This is a genomic window from Halomonas sp. KHS3, from assembly GCF_000830495.1.
Lineage (GTDB): Bacteria > Pseudomonadota > Gammaproteobacteria > Pseudomonadales > Halomonadaceae > Vreelandella > Vreelandella titanicae.
On sequence record NZ_JWHY01000008.1, the window covers coordinates 25489 to 46059 of the forward strand.

General features: G+C 55.4%; 15 protein-coding genes and 4 tRNA genes. 17 read left to right on the top strand and 2 right to left on the bottom strand.

The genetic code is table 11. The features are described from left to right. Positions 1-34: 34 nt before the first annotated feature. On the bottom strand, positions 35-1885 hold the full coding sequence (typA, locus tag RO22_RS17145) for a translational GTPase TypA (protein ID WP_027958794.1): 1851 nt from the start codon (positions 1883-1885) through the stop codon (positions 35-37). A gap of 230 nt (positions 1886-2115) precedes the next feature. Here typA and RO22_RS17150 point away from each other — a divergent pair, with 230 nt between their 5' ends. The 16 genes from RO22_RS17150 to rpsG all read left to right on the top strand — a co-directional run bounded on the left by RO22_RS17150 (position 2116) and on the right by rpsG (position 18179). Continuing rightward, on the top strand, positions 2116-3111 hold the full coding sequence (locus RO22_RS17150) for a biotin--[acetyl-CoA-carboxylase] ligase (RefSeq protein WP_009288153.1): 996 nt from the start codon (positions 2116-2118) through the stop codon (positions 3109-3111). Continuing rightward, positions 3108-3947: a type III pantothenate kinase gene (locus RO22_RS17155; protein ID WP_009288152.1), complete on the top strand. Its 840-nt coding sequence runs from the start codon at positions 3108-3110 to the stop codon at positions 3945-3947. Before RO22_RS17150 ends, RO22_RS17155 begins: the two co-directional genes overlap by 4 nt. Positions 3948-4066: 119 nt before the next feature. Next, positions 4067-4150 (top strand) — tRNA-Tyr (locus RO22_RS17160). A gap of 106 nt (positions 4151-4256) precedes the next feature. Continuing rightward, positions 4257-4330 (top strand) — tRNA-Gly (locus tag RO22_RS17165). 13 nt (positions 4331-4343) lie between these two features. After that, positions 4344-4418: transfer RNA gene (locus RO22_RS17170), tRNA-Thr, on the top strand. Between the two features lie 258 nt (positions 4419-4676). Beyond that, positions 4677-4752, top strand: a tRNA-Trp gene (locus RO22_RS17175). Between the two features lie 73 nt (positions 4753-4825). Next, positions 4826-5209, top strand: coding sequence for a preprotein translocase subunit SecE (gene secE, locus RO22_RS17180; protein WP_008959179.1), 384 nt, complete (start codon positions 4826-4828; stop codon positions 5207-5209). 8 nt (positions 5210-5217) lie between these two features. Further along, positions 5218-5751, top strand: a complete 534-nt coding sequence (nusG, locus tag RO22_RS17185; protein ID WP_008959178.1) for a transcription termination/antitermination protein NusG — start codon at positions 5218-5220, stop codon at positions 5749-5751. Positions 5752-5870: 119 nt separating this feature from the next. Further along, complete coding sequence (gene rplK, locus RO22_RS17190) at positions 5871-6302, top strand: 50S ribosomal protein L11 (RefSeq protein ID WP_041158912.1); 432 nt, start codon at positions 5871-5873, stop codon at positions 6300-6302. A 2-nt stretch (positions 6303-6304) separates the two neighbouring features. Next, on the top strand, positions 6305-6997 hold the full coding sequence (gene rplA, locus RO22_RS17195) for a 50S ribosomal protein L1 (RefSeq protein WP_027958796.1): 693 nt from the start codon (positions 6305-6307) through the stop codon (positions 6995-6997). 319 nt (positions 6998-7316) lie between these two features. After that, a complete protein-coding gene (rplJ, locus tag RO22_RS17200) occupies positions 7317-7817 on the top strand; it encodes a 50S ribosomal protein L10 (RefSeq protein ID WP_022520871.1) in 501 nt (166 codons plus the stop codon). A 112-nt stretch (positions 7818-7929) separates the two neighbouring features. Beyond that, positions 7930-8298 carry a 50S ribosomal protein L7/L12 gene (gene rplL / locus RO22_RS17205; RefSeq protein ID WP_022520870.1) on the top strand — a complete coding sequence of 123 codons (369 nt, stop codon included), beginning with the start codon at positions 7930-7932 and terminating at the stop codon, positions 8296-8298. Positions 8299-8630: 332 nt separating this feature from the next. After that, positions 8631-12707, top strand: a complete 4077-nt coding sequence (gene rpoB / locus RO22_RS17210; RefSeq protein ID WP_041158913.1) for a DNA-directed RNA polymerase subunit beta — start codon at positions 8631-8633, stop codon at positions 12705-12707. A 10-nt stretch (positions 12708-12717) separates the two neighbouring features. Next, a complete protein-coding gene (rpoC, locus tag RO22_RS17215) occupies positions 12718-16932 on the top strand; it encodes a DNA-directed RNA polymerase subunit beta' (protein WP_009288147.1) in 4215 nt (1404 codons plus the stop codon). Positions 16933-17145: 213 nt separating this feature from the next. After that, positions 17146-17520, top strand: a complete 375-nt coding sequence (rpsL, locus tag RO22_RS17220; RefSeq protein ID WP_008959173.1) for a 30S ribosomal protein S12 — start codon at positions 17146-17148, stop codon at positions 17518-17520. A 188-nt stretch (positions 17521-17708) separates the two neighbouring features. Continuing rightward, positions 17709-18179 carry a 30S ribosomal protein S7 gene (gene rpsG / locus RO22_RS17225; RefSeq protein WP_009288145.1) on the top strand — a complete coding sequence of 157 codons (471 nt, stop codon included), beginning with the start codon at positions 17709-17711 and terminating at the stop codon, positions 18177-18179. Here the strand turns inward: rpsG and RO22_RS25370 are convergent. Further along, positions 18112-18327: a pentapeptide repeat-containing protein gene (locus RO22_RS25370; RefSeq protein WP_083868854.1), complete on the bottom strand. Its 216-nt coding sequence runs from the start codon at positions 18325-18327 to the stop codon at positions 18112-18114. The genes rpsG and RO22_RS25370 overlap by 68 nt on opposite strands. Positions 18328-18426: 99 nt before the next feature. On the opposite strand from RO22_RS25370, the gene fusA reads away from it, so the two are divergent. After that, entirely contained in the window at positions 18427-20550 is a 2124-nt protein-coding gene (gene fusA / locus RO22_RS17230; RefSeq protein ID WP_009288144.1) for an elongation factor G, read from the top strand. Positions 20551-20571 lie beyond the last annotated feature (21 nt).

Below are 20571 nucleotides of genomic sequence, written 5' to 3' on the forward strand. Positions count from 1 at the left end.
CGCGGGTTTTTGGGTACTGACTGCTTGGAACGGATTACTTCTTGCTGTAACGCTTACGCTCGGTTTCTTTCAGCAGCTTTTTGCGCAGGCGGATGTGCGCCGGCGTGACTTCGACGAGCTCGTCAGAGTCGAGGAACTCGATGGCCTGCTCCAGGGAGAACTTAACCGGCGGGGTTAAGACGATGTTTTCATCGTTACCGGTGGAGCGCATGTTGTCGAGCTTCTTGCCTTTGGTGGGGTTAACCACCATGTCGTTAGCGCGGTTGTTGATACCGATCAGCATGCCTTCGTAAACTTCCGTGGCGTGATCGATAATCAGCTTGCCGCGCTCTTGCAGCGCATACAGCGCATAGGCAAGGGCTTTACCGTCGACCATCGAAACCAACACGCCGTTGCGACGCTCGATAGAGGCTTCAGGCTTCAGCGGGCCGTAGTGATCAAAGCGGCTGGTCAGGATGCCGGTGCCCGAAGTCAGGGTCAGAAACTGGCCACGGAAACCGATCAAGCCGCGGGCAGGAATGATGAAGTCCAGGCGAACCCGTCCTTTACCGTCCGGCAGCATGTTGGTCATCTCACCTTTACGGTAGCCCAGCTCTTCCATGATCGAGCCTTGGTGCTGCTCTTCACAGTCGATGATGACCTCTTCGTAGGGCTCCTGCTTCTCACCGTCGATCTCTTTGATGATGACTTCAGGGCGGCCTACGGCCAGCTCAAAGCCTTCACGGCGCATGGTTTCGATCAGCACCGAGAGGTGCAGCTCGCCACGGCCAGAAACCTTGAACTTCTCAGGGGTTTCGCCCTGCTCAACGCGCAGGGCCACGTTGTGAATCAGCTCTTGATCAAGGCGATCCTTGATGTTGCGGCTGGTCACAAACTTACCGTCTTTACCGGCGAACGGTGAATCGTTGACCTGGAAGGTCATTGAAACGGTCGGTTCGTCGACGGACAGTGGCGGCAGCGCTTCGACCTTGGCCGGATCGCATAGCGTATCCGAAATCGACAGATCGTCGATGCCGGTAACACAGACGATGTCGCCCGCGGTGGCTTCGTTGGTCTGCACGCGCTCAAGGCCCATATGGGTCATGACCTGACCGATTTTGCCCTTACGCACATTGCCGTCAACGCCGATGATCGACACCTGCTGGTTCGGTTTCACCGCGCCACGCTTGATGCGACCCAGGCCGATAACGCCTACATAGCTGTTGTAATCCAGCGCAGAGATCTGCATCTGGAAGGGGCCGTCAAGCTCAACCTTCGGCGGCTCGACGATATCGACGATGGCCTGGAACATGGGATCCATGTTGTCCGCCAGCTCTTCAGGATCCATACCGGCAATGCCGTTTAGGGCAGAGCAGTAGATGATTGGGAAATCGAGCTGTTCGTCAGACGCACCGAGGTTGTCGAACAGGTCAAAAATCTGGTCGATAACCCAGTCAGGGCGTGCGCCGGGACGGTCAATTTTGTTGACCACCACGATCGGCTTCAGGCCTTGGGCAAAGGCTTTCTGGGTCACAAAGCGGGTTTGCGGCATCGGGCCATCAACGGCGTCTACTAGCAGTAGCACCGAATCGACCATTGACATGACGCGCTCAACCTCGCCGCCGAAATCGGCGTGCCCAGGCGTATCCACGATGTTGATGTGGTAGTCGTTACCTTGGCTGTCTTGCCATTGAATGGCCGTATTCTTGGCCAAAATGGTAATGCCACGCTCTTTTTCCTGATCGTTTGAGTCCATGATGCGCTCTTGACCTTCTGCTTTACGGTCAAGGGTGCCGGACTGGCTCAGGAGCTTGTCGACCAGTGTGGTTTTACCATGGTCAACGTGGGCTATGATCGCGACGTTGCGCAGGTTATTAACCGCGCTGGAGTTTTGCTGGTTTTGCATGCTGAGAGAGAACTCTTGTGAACACCCGTTCGTCCACGGGTCGGAAAATGCGGGTCGCAAGGGCTGGCAATTTGCCGACCATCTTGGCTCAGGGCTTGCGTCCAATAGCCATTCTACCATGTCGAAGGCTTCGCTGATATTACTGCCTCTCATATCAACCTTGGTCTAGGAATGTTTTCGCCATGAACCTCCATCCGCTAGACTAGCGCTTTTCCCACTGGGGCAGGAGCATGACCATCGGCAACCTGATGCGTTTGTTAAGCGATGGCGAGGTTCACTCTGGCGAGCAGCTGGGTGAAGCGCTGGGTATTTCTCGTGCGGCGGTGTGGAAACAGTTAAAAAAACTGGAAGCACTAGGGGTGGAGGTAGTGGCGGTGAAAGGCCGTGGCTACCAGCTCTCGCAGCGCCTGGAGCCCTTGGAGGGCGCCAAAATCGTGGAGCGGCTGCCCGCACAGGCGCGCCACCACCTTGCGCGCCTGTTTGTTGAGGACCAGTTACCCTCCAGCAATGAGTATCTGCGCCAACGCTTTGAGCAGGGCGCTGGGCATGGCGAAGTGTGCCTGGTTGAGCTGCAAACGGCGGGACGTGGGCGCCGTGGTCGTGTCTGGTCGACGCCCTGGGGTCAGAGCTTAATGCTATCGCTGGGCTGGCGCTTTGAGTCGGGTATTGCGGTGCTGGAGGGCTTGAGCTTGGCGGTAGGCGTTGTCGTTGCCCAAGTGCTTGAGCAGCATGGTGTGGCGCCGAAGCTTAAGTGGCCTAACGATATCCTGCTCTCCGAGCAGGGTGATGGCCCAGGCGACGAGTTAGGCAAGCTGGCCGGTATTCTTATCGAAGTGACCGGGGATGCCGCAGGCCCCTGCGAAGTCGTCATTGGTATGGGCATGAATCTTTGGCTGCCCGCTGCCCAGCGGGCAGCGATCGACCAACCTGTTGCGGCGCTTTTCGAGCGACTGCCGGATATCTCGCGTAATCAGTTGGCCTCAGACGTAGTGTCGGGCCTGCTGGCGATGCTGGCTAACTTTGAACAACATGGCTTTGCCGCCTGGCGGGATGCGTGGAATCAGCGTCACGCCTATGCGGGGCTGCCGATTAGAGTGATTCAAGGACAGCAGACCAGCGATGCGATCGCCGGAGAAGTGGATGAGAGTGGTAACCTCTGGGTTGCCGAAAATGGTCACTCGCGACGCCTAGCCGGCGGTGAGATCAGCGTGCGCAGGCGTTTATGATTCTGGATCTGGATATCGGCAACACGCTGTCTAAATGGCGGCTCAAGGATGCCGAGAGTAGCGAGATACGTTCCCGCGGGGCTGTGTGGACCCGGGAGGAGTGGCGCCCAGGGGCTGATATTCCCGACCTGGACGTGGTCGAGGCGGTGCGTATATCCAGCGTTGCCAGGGCAGCCGTGCTGGAAGAGACGGTCGCCTTGTTGCGCCGCCGGGTGCGTCATGTGCACGTGGCGCACTCAACCCATGAGGCACTAGGCGTGGTTAATGGCTACGAAGAGCCGGGGCGTTTAGGCGTCGATCGTTGGATGGGGGCGCTGGCGGGCTATCAGCTAGCAGGCGGTTGCTGTGCGGTGGATTGTGGCAGCGCGATTACTATCGACTTTGTGCTGCCAGGCGGCCAGCACCTGGGCGGCTTTATTATCCCCGGTCTTCGCCTGATGAAAGAGAGCCTGAAGCTTGGTACTCGCAATGTGGCCATCGACCCTGAAAGTGAGGCCGATGAGTTGCTGGAGCCAGGACGACGCACCGTTGATGCGGTTAATCACGGTATTTATATGGCTGCCGTCAGTGCCATTAACCGCATTTATAGCGAAGTGTGCGATCAAGAGGGTGTGGCGCTGCCAATGCTGTTGACGGGGGGCGATGCGCGCGTTGTCTCACGGGGAGTGCAGGTGCCTCATGCGGTGTGGCCGGATATGGTTTATGGCGGCTTAGAGGCGTGCTTTCCGATGACTTTCGCCGAGCGTGCGGGCAAAATGTCGGGTGCGCCGCGGGTGCCTGAGCCGGTAGCGCTAGAAAAGATTCGCGCGGCACTTGCATTCTCCATGCTGCTTTGACAGAATGCAGCGCGTTCCAAGGCAGGCAGAAGATGCGCTGGCATCGCAAGCTACGATAAATTAAGTAAATATCTAGCTTGACACTGTTTTGGAGGCTGGCATAATGTGCCGCCACAGTTGGAGAGGTTCCCGAGTGGCCAAAGGGAGCAGACTGTAAATCTGCCGCGAAAGCTTCGAAGGTTCGAATCCTTCCCTCTCCACCAAGTTTATCAGGCGCTGAACTGTTCAGTGTTTGGGAATGAAAAGCCGGTAAGCGGGCGTTAGCTACTGTTTCTCGTGCAGCGGATTGTCATTCTATAGGCAAGTTCGGCGGGCGTAGTTCAATGGTAGAACCTCAGCCTTCCAAGCTGATGGTGCGGGTTCGATTCCCGCCGCCCGCTCCAGTTGATGTGTTTGGCTCATGTAGCTCAGGGGTAGAGCACACCCTTGGTAAGGGTGAGGTCGACGGTTCAATTCCGTCCATGAGCTCCATATTGCAGATCAAGCGAGCGAAGCTCGCTTTTTTTGTCTCTGCGTTTGGGTGGGTTTTTTTGTCTCTGCGTTTGGGTGGGTTTTTGTGACGCTTGAGCGTAAAGAAGGGGTTGTCAGGTGTGGGATTCTCCGCTACCATGGCGCCCGCTGTTGTATAGGCGGTCGAAAAGACGCTTATTAACAGAAGTAAGAAGCAAAAAGTAGATAGACGTTAGAACGTCTAGAAAGTACGAAGATAGAAAGTCAGTACGACGATACAGGCCAGTAGCTCAATTGGCAGAGCAGCGGTCTCCAAAACCGCAGGTTGGGGGTTCGATTCCCTCCTGGCCTGCCAACCTTCCCCAGGTTGGTATGTCTTTTTCCAAAATTCTTTTATCGTTCGCCGCACCCTGAGGAGTCTCGTTTTTATGAAGCCTGGTTCTGTAAAACATGGCGCCGAGGTGCAACAGACGCGCCATGACGGGCTCAAGTGGGCGGCGGTCGTAGCGCTGCTTGTCGTTGCTGTTGTTGGTAATACCTATTTCGCCGATATTGGCCTGCTCTACCGCGTGCTTGGTGTGGTGGTGTTGTGTGTGATTGCGGGTTTGATCGCGCTAACCACTACCAAGGGTCGTGATTTAGTAGAGCTTGCCAGAAGCGCCAAGAAAGAGATTCAGCGCGTTGTATGGCCGACCCGAGCCGAAACCATTCAAACCACGGCCATTGTGCTAGTGGCCGTTTTGGTGGTGGGGCTAATGCTGTGGTTGATCGACACTCTTCTTGGCTGGGCGATGTCCGGCGTCATTGGTTAGGAGTATTCATGTCCAAACGTTGGTACGTCGTTCACGCTTATTCTGGCTTTGAAAAGCATGTCATGCGCTCATTGATTGAGCGTGTGAAGATGTATGGTATGGAAGATCGCTTTGGCGAAATTCTGGTGCCGACCGAAGAAGTTGTCGAAATGCGTGACGGCAAGCGGCGCAAGAGCGAGCGCAAATTTTATCCCGGCTACGTGCTAGTCGAGATGGAAATGGCCGACGAAACATGGCACCTCGTCAATGAGACGCCGCGTGTTATGGGCTTTATTGGCGGAACAAAAGAGAAGCCAGCGCCAATCACTTCTCGCGAAGCAGATGCCATTTTGCTGCGCGTTAAAGACGGTACTGATAAGCCGCGGCCTAAGACGATGTTTGAGCCGGGCCAATCAGTGCGTGTTGTCGACGGGCCGTTTGCCGATTTCAACGGTGTTGTCGAAGAAGTTAATTATGAAAAGAGTCGTCTGCATGTCAGCGTGCTGATCTTCGGGCGCTCTACACCTGTTGAGTTAGAGTTCTCTCAAGTTGAGAAAGAGTAACGGGTGAGTAGTAAATAGTAAGTAAGCGGTAAGTTTTAATTCGTGTGAAATGGCTGGTTCAGCTGTTTCACTGGTACCGGGGAGCCTTCGGGCGCTATTACCCAACTGGAGTGTTAAAGATGGCCAAGAAAGTACAGGCTTATATCAAACTGCAGGTTGCTGCAGGTAAAGCCAATCCAAGTCCGCCGGTAGGCCCTGCGCTGGGTCAGCACGGCGTGAACATCATGGAATTCTGTAAGGCGTTCAACGCTGCGACTCAAGAAATTGAGCCGGGCCTGCCGACGCCAGTCGTGATCACCGTCTACTCTGACCGTAGCTTCACGTTCGTCACCAAGACGCCGCCTGCTGCCGTGCTGCTGAAAAAAGCCGCTGGCATCAAGTCTGGTTCTGGTGAGCCGAACAAGAAGAAGGTCGGCACCGTAACGCGTGAACAGCTTGAAGAGATCGCCAAGGCTAAAGAGCCTGATTTGACGGCTGCGAATCTCGATGCCGCTGTACGCACCATTGCTGGCAGCGCTCGCAGCATGGGCCTAAACGTGGGGGGTCTCTGATCATGGCTAAACTGTCTAAGCGTGCGAAAATCATTCGCGAAAAAGTAGACACTACTAAAGCCTACTCTATTGAAGAAGCGGTAGCGCTGCTCTCTGAGCTGTCTACAGTTAAATTCAAAGAGTCTGTTGATGTTGCCATCAACCTGGGCGTTGATCCACGCAAATCCGACCAGGTTGTACGTGGCGCTACCGTCATGCCTAACGGTACCGGTAAAGACGTACGCGTTGCAGTCTTCACCCAGGGTGCCAATGCCGATGCCGCTAAAGAAGCCGGCGCCGACATCGTGGGTATGGACGACTTGGCTGAGCAAGTGAAAAAAGGCGTGATGGATTTTGACGTCGTTATCGCTTCGCCAGACGCCATGCGCGTTGTGGGTCAGTTGGGTCAGATTCTAGGTCCGCGTGGCCTGATGCCTAACCCGAAAGTTGGCACCGTAACGCCCGATGTGGCGACAGCGGTCAAGAATGCCAAAGCGGGTCAGGTGCGTTTCCGTACCGACAAAAACGGCATCATCCACACTACCCTGGGTAAAGTGGATTTTGACGCCGCAGCAATTAACGGCAACCTGGAAGCACTGGTTGCTGACCTGAAGCGCCTCAAGCCGAGCGCCTCTAAAGGTATTTACTTCAAAAAAATGACCCTGTCTACTACTATGGGCCCGGGTTTAACAATCGATCACTCTGCTTTCGCGTAAGCGAGTAATCGTTGGTTTTTTTGTAAGAACCGAGCAAGAACTTTGCGGTCCCCCGTTTGGTGGCTATCACTGGCCGGGGCATCGTCAAAGACCGCAGGTGCCGCGCTTGATAAGTACGCAAGTACTTACAAGGGCGGCTTAATTGCCCTATAAGCGCCTGCGCAGATGGTGTGGCCGCCAGTTGGTTAAGCTTAAGACGGCTTTCTGGTGAGCACCATCCCCAAGGCTTCCCGCTTTGCAGCGCTTTTAGCACAGCAGAGTGGGGAGAGATGGTAACCACCGGAACCTTCCTGGGTTCCGGCACGAAGGAGTGATCACTGTGCCACTAGCACTTGAAGGCAAGAAAGCGATTGTTGCCGAGGTCAGTGAAGCGGCCAAGGGCGCACTCTCCGTCGTAGTTGCTGATTCTCGCGGCGTTACGGTTGGTAAAATGACCGATCTGCGCAAGCAGGCGCGTGAGAATGGTGTAGAGCTGCGTGTTGTACGTAATACGCTGGCTCGCCGCGCTCTCGAGGGCACTCAGTGGGAGTGCTTGAACGATAGCTTCGTTGGTCCTACGTTGTTGGCCTTCTCTACTGATCATCCGGGCGCTGCCGCTCGTCTGTTCAAAGAGTTTGCTAAAGCGGACAAGAACTTCGAAGTAAAAGCGTTGGCCTACGAAGGTGAGCTGATTCCGGCTGCTGACATCGACCGTCTGGCAACCCTACCGACTCACGACGAAGCAATTGCCAAGTTGATGTCGGTAATGAAAGAAGCCTCCGCTGGCAAGCTGGTTCGTACTCTGGCCGCTCTGCGCGACCAGAAGCAAGAAGCTGCATAAGCAGTTCTTCTTGCAGGTGGCGTAAACGGTTTAACCAGGGCGCTGCCTGAACCGAGCAATGAATCCTGAGTCCTCGGCTGACCGAGACTCCCGCAAAGTTAGGAATGAAACAATGGCACTGTCTAAAGACGATATCATCAATGCTGTAGCCGACATGACCGTAATGGAAGTTGTCGAGCTGATCGAAGCAATGGAAGAGAAATTCGGCGTTTCTGCTGCCGCTGCCGTAATGGCTGGTCCGGCTGCTGGCGGCGAAGTAGCTGAAGAACAGACTGAGTTTGACGTAGTTCTGACCGCTGCTGGCGACAAGAAAGTTAACGTGATCAAAGCAGTACGTGAGATCACTGGCCTTGGCTTGAAAGAAGCTAAAGGTGCTGTTGACGGCGCTCCGGCGACCATCAAAGAAGGTCTGTCTAAAGACGACGCTGAAGCAGCTAAAGCCAAGCTGGAAGAAGCGGGCGCAACCGTCGAGCTCAAGTAAGCCTTGTGCGGACGGCTTTACGCGCTGCGTGAGCTTCCACGGCTGGCGGCGGGATTTCCCGCTGCCGGCCTTTTTCTGTTGTAGCTGATGTTGGACAGTCGATGATATTGAACAACAGCAGTGCTGCTCATTGAGAGCAGCCACGACAGAAACGTAACAGCGTTATTGAAGATGGCGTTATTGAAGATAGTGTTATCGACGACTGAGTTATCGAACTAGATTTTCGACGGCGAGCTACCGATTTAGGAGCTTGCTGTCTGCGTCTGACGAAGCCCGCCGGGCAGCGATGACCACGCATCGGTCACCCATGGTGAACAAGCTGGGGAATACAGATGGCTTACTCATATACTGAGAAAAAACGCATCCGCAAGGATTTCGGCAAACTGCCCCAAGTGATGGATGTGCCTTACTTGCTGGCGATCCAGCTTGATTCCTATTACGACTTCCTCCAGCAAGATCGTTCGCCCGACGAGCGTCACGAGGTCGGTCTGCACGCGGCATTCAAGTCCGTGTTTCCGATTGAGAGCTTCTCCGGCAATGCAGCGCTTGAGTATGTCAGCTACCGCTTCGGTACGCCGGCGTTCGATGTTAAGGAGTGCCAGCTGCGCGGCGTGACTTACTCCGCCCCGCTGCGCGTCAAGGTTCGCTTGATCATCTATGATCGCGACTCCTCGAACAAAGCAATTAAAGATATTAAAGAGCAAGAAGTCTACATGGGGGAAATCCCCCTGATGACTGAGAACGGTACCTTTGTTATCAACGGTACTGAGCGGGTTATCGTCTCCCAGCTCCACCGCTCGCCCGGTGTGTTCTTCGATCACGACAAAGGTAAGAGCCACTCTTCCGGCAAGCTGCTCTATTCAGCTCGCGTGATTCCTTATCGTGGCTCCTGGTTAGACTTCGAGTTTGACCCCAAGGATAACGTTTTCGTACGTATTGACCGTCGCCGCAAGCTGCCGGCCTCGGTACTGATGCGTGCGCTGGGGATGAACACCGAAGAGATCCTGGCCGAGTTCTTTGAAACCAGCGTCTTCCACATTGAGAAATCCGGTTTCTATGTTGAGTTGGTTCCGTCGCGCCTGCGCGGCGAGACAGCTACTTTCGACATCAAGGATGGCGAAGGCAATGTGATCGTTGAAGAGGGGCGTCGGATTACCCAGAAGCACATTCGTCAGCTTGAAAAAGCCGGCCTTGAGCGTCTGGACGTGCCGATGGAGTACCTGTTCGGCAAAACGCTGGCTAAAGATCAAATCGACTCCAAAACAGGCGAGCTGATCTGCCCGTGTAATACCGAGATCACTCCCGAGGTGCTTGAGCGCATGGCCCAGGGTGGCATTACCTTGGTGAAAACGCTCTACACCAATGATCTCGACTGCGGTTCATTCATTTCCGACACCTTGAAGCTGGATGCTACTAATTCCGCGCTTGAAGCGTTAGTCGAAATTTACCGCATGATGCGTCCCGGCGAACCGCCCACCAAAGAGTCTGCCGAGACGCTGTTTAACAACCTGTTCTTCTCTGAGGACCGCTACGACCTGTCTGGCGTTGGCCGCATGAAGTTCAACCGTCGCCTGCGTCGTGATACTGATACGGGCTCCGGCGTACTGGATCGCAAAGACATTCTTGATGTGCTGCGCGAGCTGATCAGTATCCGTAACGGCTTCGGTGACGTTGACGATATCGATCACCTGGGTAACCGCCGTATTCGCTGTGTGGGCGAGATGGCAGAGAACCAGTTCCGCGTAGGCCTGGTGCGTGTAGAGCGCGCCGTGAAAGAGCGTCTTTCCATGGCGGAAAGCGAAGGCCTGATGCCCCAAGACTTGATCAACGCCAAGCCGGTCGCGGCGGCGGTGAAGGAGTTCTTCGGTTCCAGCCAGCTTTCGCAGTTTATGGATCAGAACAACCCGCTTTCTGAGGTTACCCACAAGCGTCGTGTGTTGGCACTCGGCCCCGGTGGTTTGACCCGTGAGCGTGCTGGCTTCGAAGTACGTGACGTTCACGCCACGCACTACGGGCGTCTATGCCCGATCGAAACGCCAGAAGGCCCGAACATCGGTCTGATTAACTCGCTGGCCACTTACAGCCACACTAACAGCTACGGTTTCCTCGAAACGCCGTACCGTAAAGTGGTTGATCGTCAGTTGACCGACGACATCGTTCACCTCTCGGCGATCGAAGAGGGCGATTTCGTTATCGCCCAGGCATCAGCAGCGGTAGATGAGTCCAACAAGTTAAGTGATGACCTGGTTCAGGTTCGTCACCGCGGTGAAACGACCTTTATGCGTCCTGAGCAAGTGACGCTAATGGACGTGTCGCCACGTCAGGTTGTATCAGTCGCAGCGGCATTGATTCCGTTCCTGGAGCACGATGACGCCAACCGCGCCTTGATGGGTTCTAACATGCAGCGTCAGGCGGTACCGACCCTGCGTGCCGATAAGCCGCTGGTAGGTACGGGCATGGAGCGCTTTGTTGCCCGTGACTCCGGCGTCTGTGCGGTGGCCAATCGCGGCGGCGTGATTGATTCCGTCGATGCGCGTCGTGTGGTGGTACGGGTTAATGAAGATGAAATCATCGGCGGTGAAGCCGGCGTTGATATCTACAACCTGACCAAGTACACCCGCTCGAACCAGAACACCTGTATGAACCAGCGCCCCATCGTGCGGCCTGGCGACAGCGTGGCACGTGGTGATATTCTCGCTGACGGCCCGTCGGTGGATATGGGCGACCTGGCGCTGGGCCAGAACATGCGCATCGCGTTTATGCCCTGGAACGGTTACAACTTCGAGGACTCCATCCTGCTTTCCGAGCGGGTCGTTCAAGAAGACCGTTTCACCACGATCCACATTCAGGAACTGACCTGTGTGTCCCGCGACACCAAGTTGGGCTCGGAAGAAATTACCTCCGATATCCCTAACGTGGGCGAGTCTGCGCTCTCCAAGCTGGATGAAGCGGGCGTTGTCTACATCGGTGCCGAAGTCGGCCCGGGCGATATTCTGGTCGGTAAAGTAACGCCGAAGGGTGAAACCCAGCTGACGCCTGAAGAGAAGCTGCTACGTGCCATCTTCGGCGAGAAAGCGTCTGACGTTAAAGACACTTCCCTGCGTGCCCCGACAGGCATGAAAGGTACGGTCATCGACGTTCAGGTGTTTACTCGTGACGGCGTTGAGAAAGATTCACGCGCCCTGTCGATCGAGCGCACTCAGCTTGACGAAGTTCGTAAGGATCTCCAAGAGACTTACCGTATCGCCGAAGACGCCACTTTTGAGCGTCTAAAGCGTACCCTTGACGGTCAGGCTGTTAACGGCGGCCCGAACCTCAAGAAAGGTGACGTGCTCGACGAGGCATACCTGGATGAATTGCCGCGTCAGCAGTGGTTCAAACTGCGCATGCAGGATGAGTCCTACAACGAGCTGCTGGCACAGGCCGACGAACAGCTGGAAACCCGTCGTAAAGAGATGGACGAGCGCTTTGAAGATAAGAAGCGCAAGCTGACCCAGGGCGACGATCTCGCACCGGGCGTGCTAAAAATCGTCAAAGTCTATATGGCGGTTAAGCGTCGCATCCAGCCGGGTGACAAGATGGCCGGTCGTCACGGTAACAAAGGTGTTATCTCGGCGATTATGCCCATCGAAGACATGCCGTTTGATGAAAAGGGCGAGCCGGTCGACGTGGTGCTGAACCCGCTGGGCGTACCGTCGCGTATGAACGTCGGTCAGATTTTGGAAACCCACCTGGGTATGGCGGCACGTGGCTTGGGCGTCAAGATCGAAGCCATGCTGCGCGACGCACGTGGACAGCAAGTGGCCGAGATCCGTGATTTCCTGGGGCAGATCTACAATACGCAAGGTACGCGCGTTGAAGATCTCGACTCCCTGACGGATGACGAGATCATCGCCCTGGCGAAGAACCTCAAAGGTGGTGTGCCTATGGCCACGCCGGTGTTTGACGGTGCTAAAGAGCACGAAATCAAGCACCTGCTGAAGCTGGCGGACATCCCCGAGTCGGGTCAGATGGCCCTGTTCGATGGCCGTACCGGTGATGCTTTTGACCGTCCGGTCACCGTTGGCTACATGTACATGCTGAAGCTTAACCACTTGGTAGACGACAAGATGCATGCGCGTTCTACTGGTTCTTACTCGCTGGTTACCCAGCAGCCCTTGGGTGGTAAGGCGCAATTCGGTGGTCAGCGCTTCGGTGAGATGGAAGTGTGGGCGCTGGAAGCTTACGGCGCTGCATACACGCTACAAGAGATGCTCACCGTCAAGTCGGACGACGTCGAAGGCCGCACCAAGATGTACAAAAACATCGTGGATGGCGACCACACCATGCAGGCAGGCATGCCGGAATCCTTCAACGTACTCGTGAAGGAAATCCGCTCGCTGGGCATCGATATCGAGTTAGAGAGCTAGGAGCCGTCCCATGAAAGATTTGGTGAAAGTACTCAAATCGCAGTCTCAGTCCGAAGAGTTTGACGCGATCAAGATTACCCTGGCGTCGCCGGACATGATTCGCTCCTGGTCGTTTGGCGAGGTGAAGAAGCCTGAGACCATCAACTACCGTACCTTTAAACCGGAGCGGGATGGCCTGTTCTGCGCCAAGATTTTTGGCCCGGTTAAGGATTACGAGTGCCTGTGCGGCAAGTATAAGCGCATGAAGCACCGCGGTATCATCTGCGAAAAGTGTGGCGTAGAAGTGACCAAGGCCGCCGTGCGCCGTGAGCGCATGGGGCACATCGAGCTCGCTTCGCCGGTGGCACACATTTGGTTTTTGAAGTCACTGCCGTCGCGTATCGGCATGTTCCTCGATATGACCCTGCGTGATATCGAGCGCGTGCTGTATTTCGAAAGCTTTGTCGTTATCGATCCAGGTATGACCACGCTGGAGCGTGGTCAGCTGATGAACGACGAGCAGTACTTTGAAGCACTGGAAGAGTTCGGTGATGACTTCGACGCCCGCATGGGTGCCGAAGCCGTTCAGGAGCTGCTCAAAGATATCGATCTGGAAGAAGAGATTAACCACCTGCGCGAAGAGATTCCGCAGACTAACTCCGAAACCAAGATCAAGAAGCTCTCCAAGCGCCTCAAGCTGCTTGAAGCCTTCTACCACTCCGGTAACGCGCCGGCGTGGATGGTCATGGAAGTGCTGCCCGTGCTGCCACCGGATCTGCGTCCGCTGGTACCGCTGGACGGTGGCCGTTTCGCGACCTCCGATCTCAACGACCTTTACCGTCGTGTAATCAACCGTAACAACCGCCTGAAGCGTCTGCTCGATCTCAATGCGCCGGACATTATTGTGCGCAACGAGAAGCGTATGCTGCAGGAAGCCGTCGATGCACTGCTCGACAATGGTCGTCGTGGCCGCGCGATCACGGGCTCTAACAAGCGCCCGCTGAAATCGCTCGCCGACATGATCAAAGGTAAGCAGGGTCGTTTCCGTCAGAACCTGCTGGGTAAGCGCGTCGACTACTCGGGCCGCTCGGTAATTACCGTTGGTCCGACCCTGCGTCTGCACCAGTGTGGTCTGCCCAAGAAAATGGCGCTTGAGCTGTTCAAGCCGTTTATCTACTCCAAGTTGCAGTCGCTGGGCTATGCCTCCACGATCAAAGCCGCCAAGAAGATGGTCGAGCGCGAGCTGCCGGAAGTGTGGGACATCCTTGCCGATGTTATCCGCGAGCACCCGGTACTGCTTAACCGCGCCCCCACGCTTCACCGTCTGGGTATCCAGGCGTTTGAGCCGCTGCTGATCGAAGGTAAAGCGATTCAGCTGCACCCGCTGGTATGTGCCGCCTACAACGCCGACTTTGACGGTGACCAGATGGCGGTACACGTGCCGCTGACCCTGGAAGCCCAGCTCGAAGCGCGTGCGCTGATGATGGCCACCAACAACGTGCTTTCGCCCGCTAACGGCGAGCCGATCATCGTGCCGTCCCAGGACGTTGTACTGGGTCTCTATTACATGACCCGCGAAAAGATCAACGCCAAAGGCGAAGGCATGGTGTTCTCTGACCTTAATGAAGTTGAGCGCGCGTTTGGTACCCAGTCAGTATCGCTGCACGCCCGGGTCAAAGTGCGTCTGGACGAAATCGATATCGAAGAAGAGAGCGGCGAGCGTAGCTTCCACCGCCGTATTTACGATACGACGGTAGGCCGTGCACTGCTGTTCCGCATTCTGCCCGAAGGTGTGCCTTTCGAGCTGATCGACCAGCCGATGAAGAAGAAGGCGATCTCTAGCCTGATCAACGAAGTTTATCGTCGTGCCGGCCTCAAGCCGACCGTCATTTTCGCTGACCAGCTGATGTATACCGGTTTCCGTCTCGCGACCTGGTCCGGCGCCTCAATCGGTGTTAACGACTTCGTTATTCCCGAAGCAAAAACTGAAATCGTTGATGCAGCGGAAGCCGAAGTTAAAGAGATCGAAGACCAGTTCTCTTCTGGCCTGGTAACAGCGGGCGAGAAGTACAACAAGGTTATCGATATCTGGTCCAAGGCCAACGACAAAGTCGCCAAGGCGATGATGGTGGGTATCTCTAAAGAGACCGTCATCGATCGTGATGGCAACGAAGTTGAGCAGGACTCGTTCAACAGCGTCTTCATCATGGCCGACTCCGGTGCCCGTGGTAGTGCTGCCCAGATCCGTCAGTTGGCGGGTATGCGTGGTCTGATGGCCAAGCCGGATGGCTCGATCATCGAAACGCCGATCGTCGCCAACTTCCGTGAAGGTCTGAACGTACTGCAGTACTTCATCTCGACCCACGGTGCACGTAAAGGTCTTGCGGATACGGCGTTGAAAACCGCCAACTCCGGTTACCTAACCCGTCGCTTGGTAGACGTAGCGCAAGACCTGGTCATCACCGAAGTCGACTGTGGTACCGAAAATGGCTTGACCCTGCACCCGATCATCGAAGGCGGCGACATTATCGTACCGCTTTCCCAGCGCGTGCTTGGTCGTGTAGTCGCCCAGGATGTGGTTCACCCTGGCAGCGGTGAAGTCTTGATCGCGAAAGGCACCTTGCTCGACGAGAAATGGTGTGCCGAGCTCGACACCATGGGTGTAGACGAGATCATCGTTCGCTCTACGATTACCTGTGAGACCGCACACGGCGTGTGTGCCTCCTGTTACGGCCGTGACTTGGCCCGTGGCCATCAGGTCAACATCGGTGAAGCCGTCGGCGTTATCGCCGCACAGTCCATCGGTGAGCCGGGTACCCAGCTGACCATGCGTACCTTCCACATCGGTGGTGCGGCATCGCGTTCGTCTGCTGTGGATAGCGTACAAGTGAAGCACGGCGGTAAGGTTCGTCTGCACAACATCAAGCATGTAGAGCGTGCCGACGGCAAGCTGGTTGTCGTATCTCGCTCCAGCGCCCTGGCCGTTGCTGACGACCATGGCCGTGAGCGTGAGTACTATAAGCTCCCTTACGGTGCTGAGCTTTCTGTACGCGACGGCGACGTGGTCGACGCTGGTGCGACGGTCGCCAAATGGGATCCGCACACTCACCCGATCGTTGCCGAAGTAGAAGGTAAGGCGCAGTTCATCGATCTCGACGAGGGTGTCACCATGCACCGCAGCGTCGATGAGATGACCGGCCTCTCCTCTATCGAGGTGATCGAGTCTGCAGCACGTCCCATGGCCGGTCGCGACAAGCGCCCGATGGTCATGCTGCAAGACAGCTCGGGCGAGTACGTCTCTGTATCGGGCTCCAACACCCCGGTTCAGTACCTGCTTCCGGGCAACTCGATTATTTCGGTCGACGATGGTGTGACGATCGGGGTGGGTGAAGTGGTTGCCCGTATCCCGGTAGAAGCCTCGGCGAACAAAGACATCACCGGTGGTCTGCCGCGGGTTGCTGACTTGTTTGAAGCGCGTAAGCCGAAAGAGTCCTCGATCCTGGCCGAGATCAGCGGTGTGATCAGCTTCGGTAAAGAGACCAAAGGTAAGCGTCGTCTGACCATTACCCCGGAATCTGGCGATCCGTTTGAAGCGCTGATTCCGAAATGGCGTCAAATTGCCGTCTTCGAAGGCGAAACCGTCGAGAAGGGCGAGGTGATTTCCGATGGGCCGAGCAATCCGCACGATATCCTGCGCTTGCTGGGTGTTGAGGAGCTCGCCAAGTACATCACTGCCGAAGTACAGGACGTTTATCGTCTGCAGGGCGTAGGCATCAACGATAAGCACATCGAAGTCATTGTGCGTCAGATGCTGCGTAAGGTAGAGATTACTGACTCGGGCGATTCTGACTTCATCACGGGCGACCAGGCTGAACTGGTTCGCGTGCTGGAACAGAACGAACGTCTTGAAAAAGAGAAGAAATTCCCGGCCAAGTATCAGCGTATGCTGCTGGGTATCACCAAGGCCAGCCTGGCCACCGAGTCGTTCATTTCCGCGGCCTCCTTCCAGGAGACAACCCGCGTACTGACCGAAGCGGCGGTGACTGGCAAGCGCGATTACCTGCGCGGCCTGAAAGAAAATGTGGTGGTTGGTCGCCTGATACCGGCCGGTACGGGCTTGACTCACCACGCAGAACGTCGTCGCAAGCGCGAAGACGTTGAGCAACTGTTCAATCCTTCGGCTACCGAAGTCGAACAGGAGCTGGGTGCACAGTTGACCGCTCTCGATTCTGACGACGAGCTGTAGATTTGGCGCCTAAAGCAGTAGGTAACATGAGTAAGTAAAACGAATAGCTGACCTGAAAAAGTGTCACCTTGCCGGTAAAACCGCCGGCAAGGCTTGACGCGACCTAGGGTCAGCCTTTAGAATGCGCAGCCTTTAACAGTGGGGTGGGTGCGCCCGCATCCGCTGCCCGCATTTGTTAAAAGGCAAGGCAACCATTGGAGTCAGCTAAACACCATGGCAACGATTAATCAGCTAGTGCGCAAGCCGCGCAAGCGCCCCGTCACAAAAAGTGACGTGCCAGCGCTGCAGGCCTGTCCGCAAAAACGTGGCGTTTGTACGCGCGTTTACACCACCACCCCGAAGAAGCCTAACTCGGCTCTGCGTAAGGTTTGCCGTGTGCGCCTTACCAACGGCTTTGAAGTGTCTTCTTATATCGGTGGTGAAGGTCACAACCTTCAAGAACACTCTGTCGTTTTGATTCGCGGCGGTCGTGTAAAGGATTTGCCAGGTGTGCGTTATCACACCGTTCGTGGCGCCCTTGACACCTCTGGCGTTCAAAATCGTCGTCAGGGTCGTTCTAAATACGGTACTAAGCGTCCTAAGTCCTAAGTTTTAAGTCCTAGGGCTAGGTCAGCTGTGCAGCGTCGCCCCGTCAAAAGGGCATGCTGAGTAACGATTTTCACGAATTTGACGGTCTGATAAGAGTAAGGTCGGGCTGCACTTGTGGTACTTGAATAGCGTACACAGGTTGCATGAGTTCCGGGTTTACCTGAAAGATCCTTAATTGAGGGCTTATCATGCCTAGAAGAAGAGTAGTAGCTAAACGCGAGATTCTGCCGGATCCTAAGTTCGGAAGTGAGCGTCTGGCGAAGTTCATGAACCACCTGATGGTCAGCGGCAAGAAGTCCATAGCTGAGCGTATCGTCTACGGTGCGTTGGACAAGGTTGCCGAGCGTAGTAAAGAAGATCCGCTGGAGATCTTCGACAAAGCGCTGGAAGCCATCCAGCCGATGGTCGAAGTGAAGTCGCGCCGCGTTGGTGGTGCGACCTATCAGGTGCCGGTTGAAGTACGTCCGTCTCGCCGTCAAGCGCTGGCAATGCGCTGGCTGGTGGACGCGGCGCGTCGTCGCGGTGAGAAAACCATGGTTCAGCGTCTGGCGGGTGAAATGCTGGATGCCGCTGAAGGTAAAGGTTCTGCCGTTAAGAAGCGCGAAGACGTGCATCGCATGGCAGAAGCCAACAAGGCCTTCTCGCACTACCGTTTTTAAGGTCGGCGTTTTTAAGGTCAGCGTTTCTAAAATCGGCGTTTCTTTGTACGGCGTTTTTAAGTACGGCTTTCTGGTTTATATATGCACGTTGTTCAGCATGGTGAAATGTTTGCTGAGTCGCGTTGTTGCAATTCAAAAGTTGCAACACTCAGCCGCTACCATGATGCAGTGGTAGCGGTGGCCGCATAAACCTCGCTTGCATACGCCGCTAAATTAACGAGCATCGCCAACAAACGGGAGTTTCACCGTGGCACGCAAGACTCCACTAAATCGCTACCGTAATATCGGTATCGTCGCTCACGTCGACGCGGGTAAAACCACGACGACTGAGCGTGTACTGTTCTACACCGGTCTCTCCCACAAAGTGGGCGAAGTACACGACGGTGCTGCGACCATGGACTGGATGGAGCAGGAGCAGGAGCGTGGTATCACTATCACCTCAGCTGCAACTACCTGTTTCTGGCAGGGCATGAACAAGCAGTTCCCTGAGCACCGTATCAATATTATCGACACCCCGGGGCACGTTGACTTCACCATTGAAGTTGAACGTTCTCTGCGCGTACTCGATGGTGCGGTTGTTGTACTGTGTGGTTCTTCCGGCGTTCAGCCGCAGACCGAAACAGTATGGCGCCAAGCCAACAAGTATGAAGTTCCGCGCATGGTTTTCGTCAATAAGATGGACCGTACCGGCGCTGACTTCTTCATGGTTGTCGAGCAGTTGAAAGAGCGTTTGGGTGCCAAAGCTGTGCCAATCCAGATTAACTGGGGCACGGAAGAGGACTTTAAAGGCGTTATTGATCTGATTCAGATGAAGGCTATCCTGTGGGACGAGGAAAGCCTGGGTATGAATTATGACCTCGCGGACATTCCTGCTGAGCTACAAGAAACAGCAGAAAAGTACCGCGAAGAGATGGTCGAAGCTGCTGCCGAAGGCTCTGACGAGCTGATGGAAAAGTACCTTGAAGGCGGTGAGCTATCGGTTGAAGAGATCAAGGCCGGTCTGCGTGCGCGCACCCTGGCTAACGATATCGTTCTGGTTACCTGTGGTTCTGCCTTTAAGAACAAAGGCGTTCAAGCAGTGCTGGATGGCGTTATCGAATACATGCCTTCGCCGACGGAAGTTAAGGCGATCGAAGGTGAGCTCGACGATAAAGACGGCACCGTTGATACCCGTGAAGCTGATGACAGTGCGCCGTTTGCGGCCCTGGCGTTTAAGATCGCCACTGACCCCTTCGTTGGTACGCTGACCTTTATTCGCGTCTACTCGGGTGTTCTTAAATCTGGTGACGGTGTCTATAACTCCGTTAAGCAGAAGAAAGAGCGCGTTGGCCGTATCGTTCAGATGCACGCCAATTCCCGTGAAGAGATCAAAGAAGTTCTGGCGGGCGACATCGCTGCTTGTATCGGTCTGAAAGACGTCACCACGGGTGATACCCTGTGCGACATCGATAACAAGATCGTTCTCGAGCGCATGGAGTTCCCGGATCCGGTTATCTCGGTTGCTGTAGAGCCTAAATCTAAGGCAGACCAAGAGAAGATGGGTGTTGCGTTGGGCAAGCTTGCTCAAGAAGACCCTTCCTTCCAGGTCAAAACCGACGAAGAAACCGGCCAGACGATTATTTCTGGCATGGGTGAGCTTCACCTGGATATCCTCGTTGACCGTATGCGTCGCGAGTTTAAGGTTGAAGCCAATATCGGTAAGCCTCAGGTTGCCTATCGCGAAACGATTCGCGGCAGCATTGAGCAAGAAGGCAAGTTCGTACGTCAGTCCGGTGGTCGTGGTCAGTATGGTCACGTATGGCTGCGTATCGAGCCGCTGACAGCAGAAGAGAAGGGTGAAGGCGAAGACGAACTGTTCTTCAAGTTCAACTCTGAGATCGTGGGTGGTGCGGTTCCCAAGGAATACGTTCCCGCGGTTGAGAAGGGTGCTTTTGAGCAGCTCAAAAACGGCGTCATCGCGGGTTACCCGATGATCGACGTTAAAGTAACGCTGTTTGATGGCTCCTTCCACGACGTAGACTCCAACGAGACTGCGTTTAAGATTGCTTCTTCTATGGCAGTAAAAGAAGGTGCCAGGAAGGCCAAGGCCGTGCTGCTGGAGCCGGTGATGAAGGTCGAAATCGTGACCCCCGAAGAATTTATGGGTGACGTCATGGGTGACCTGAGCCGTCGTCGCGGCCTGGTGCAGGGTATGGATGACTCCTCTTCTGGTAAAGTCATTCGTGCGACGGTGCCACTGGGCGAGATGTTCGGTTATGCAACCGATCTGCGCTCACAAACCCAGGGCCGTGCGAGCTACTCTATGGAGTTCTCGAAGTACGACGAGGCGCCCTCCAGCGTCGTTGAAGCCGTCATCAATCAAAACGGTTAACCGTTAGCTAACGTAAAGAGG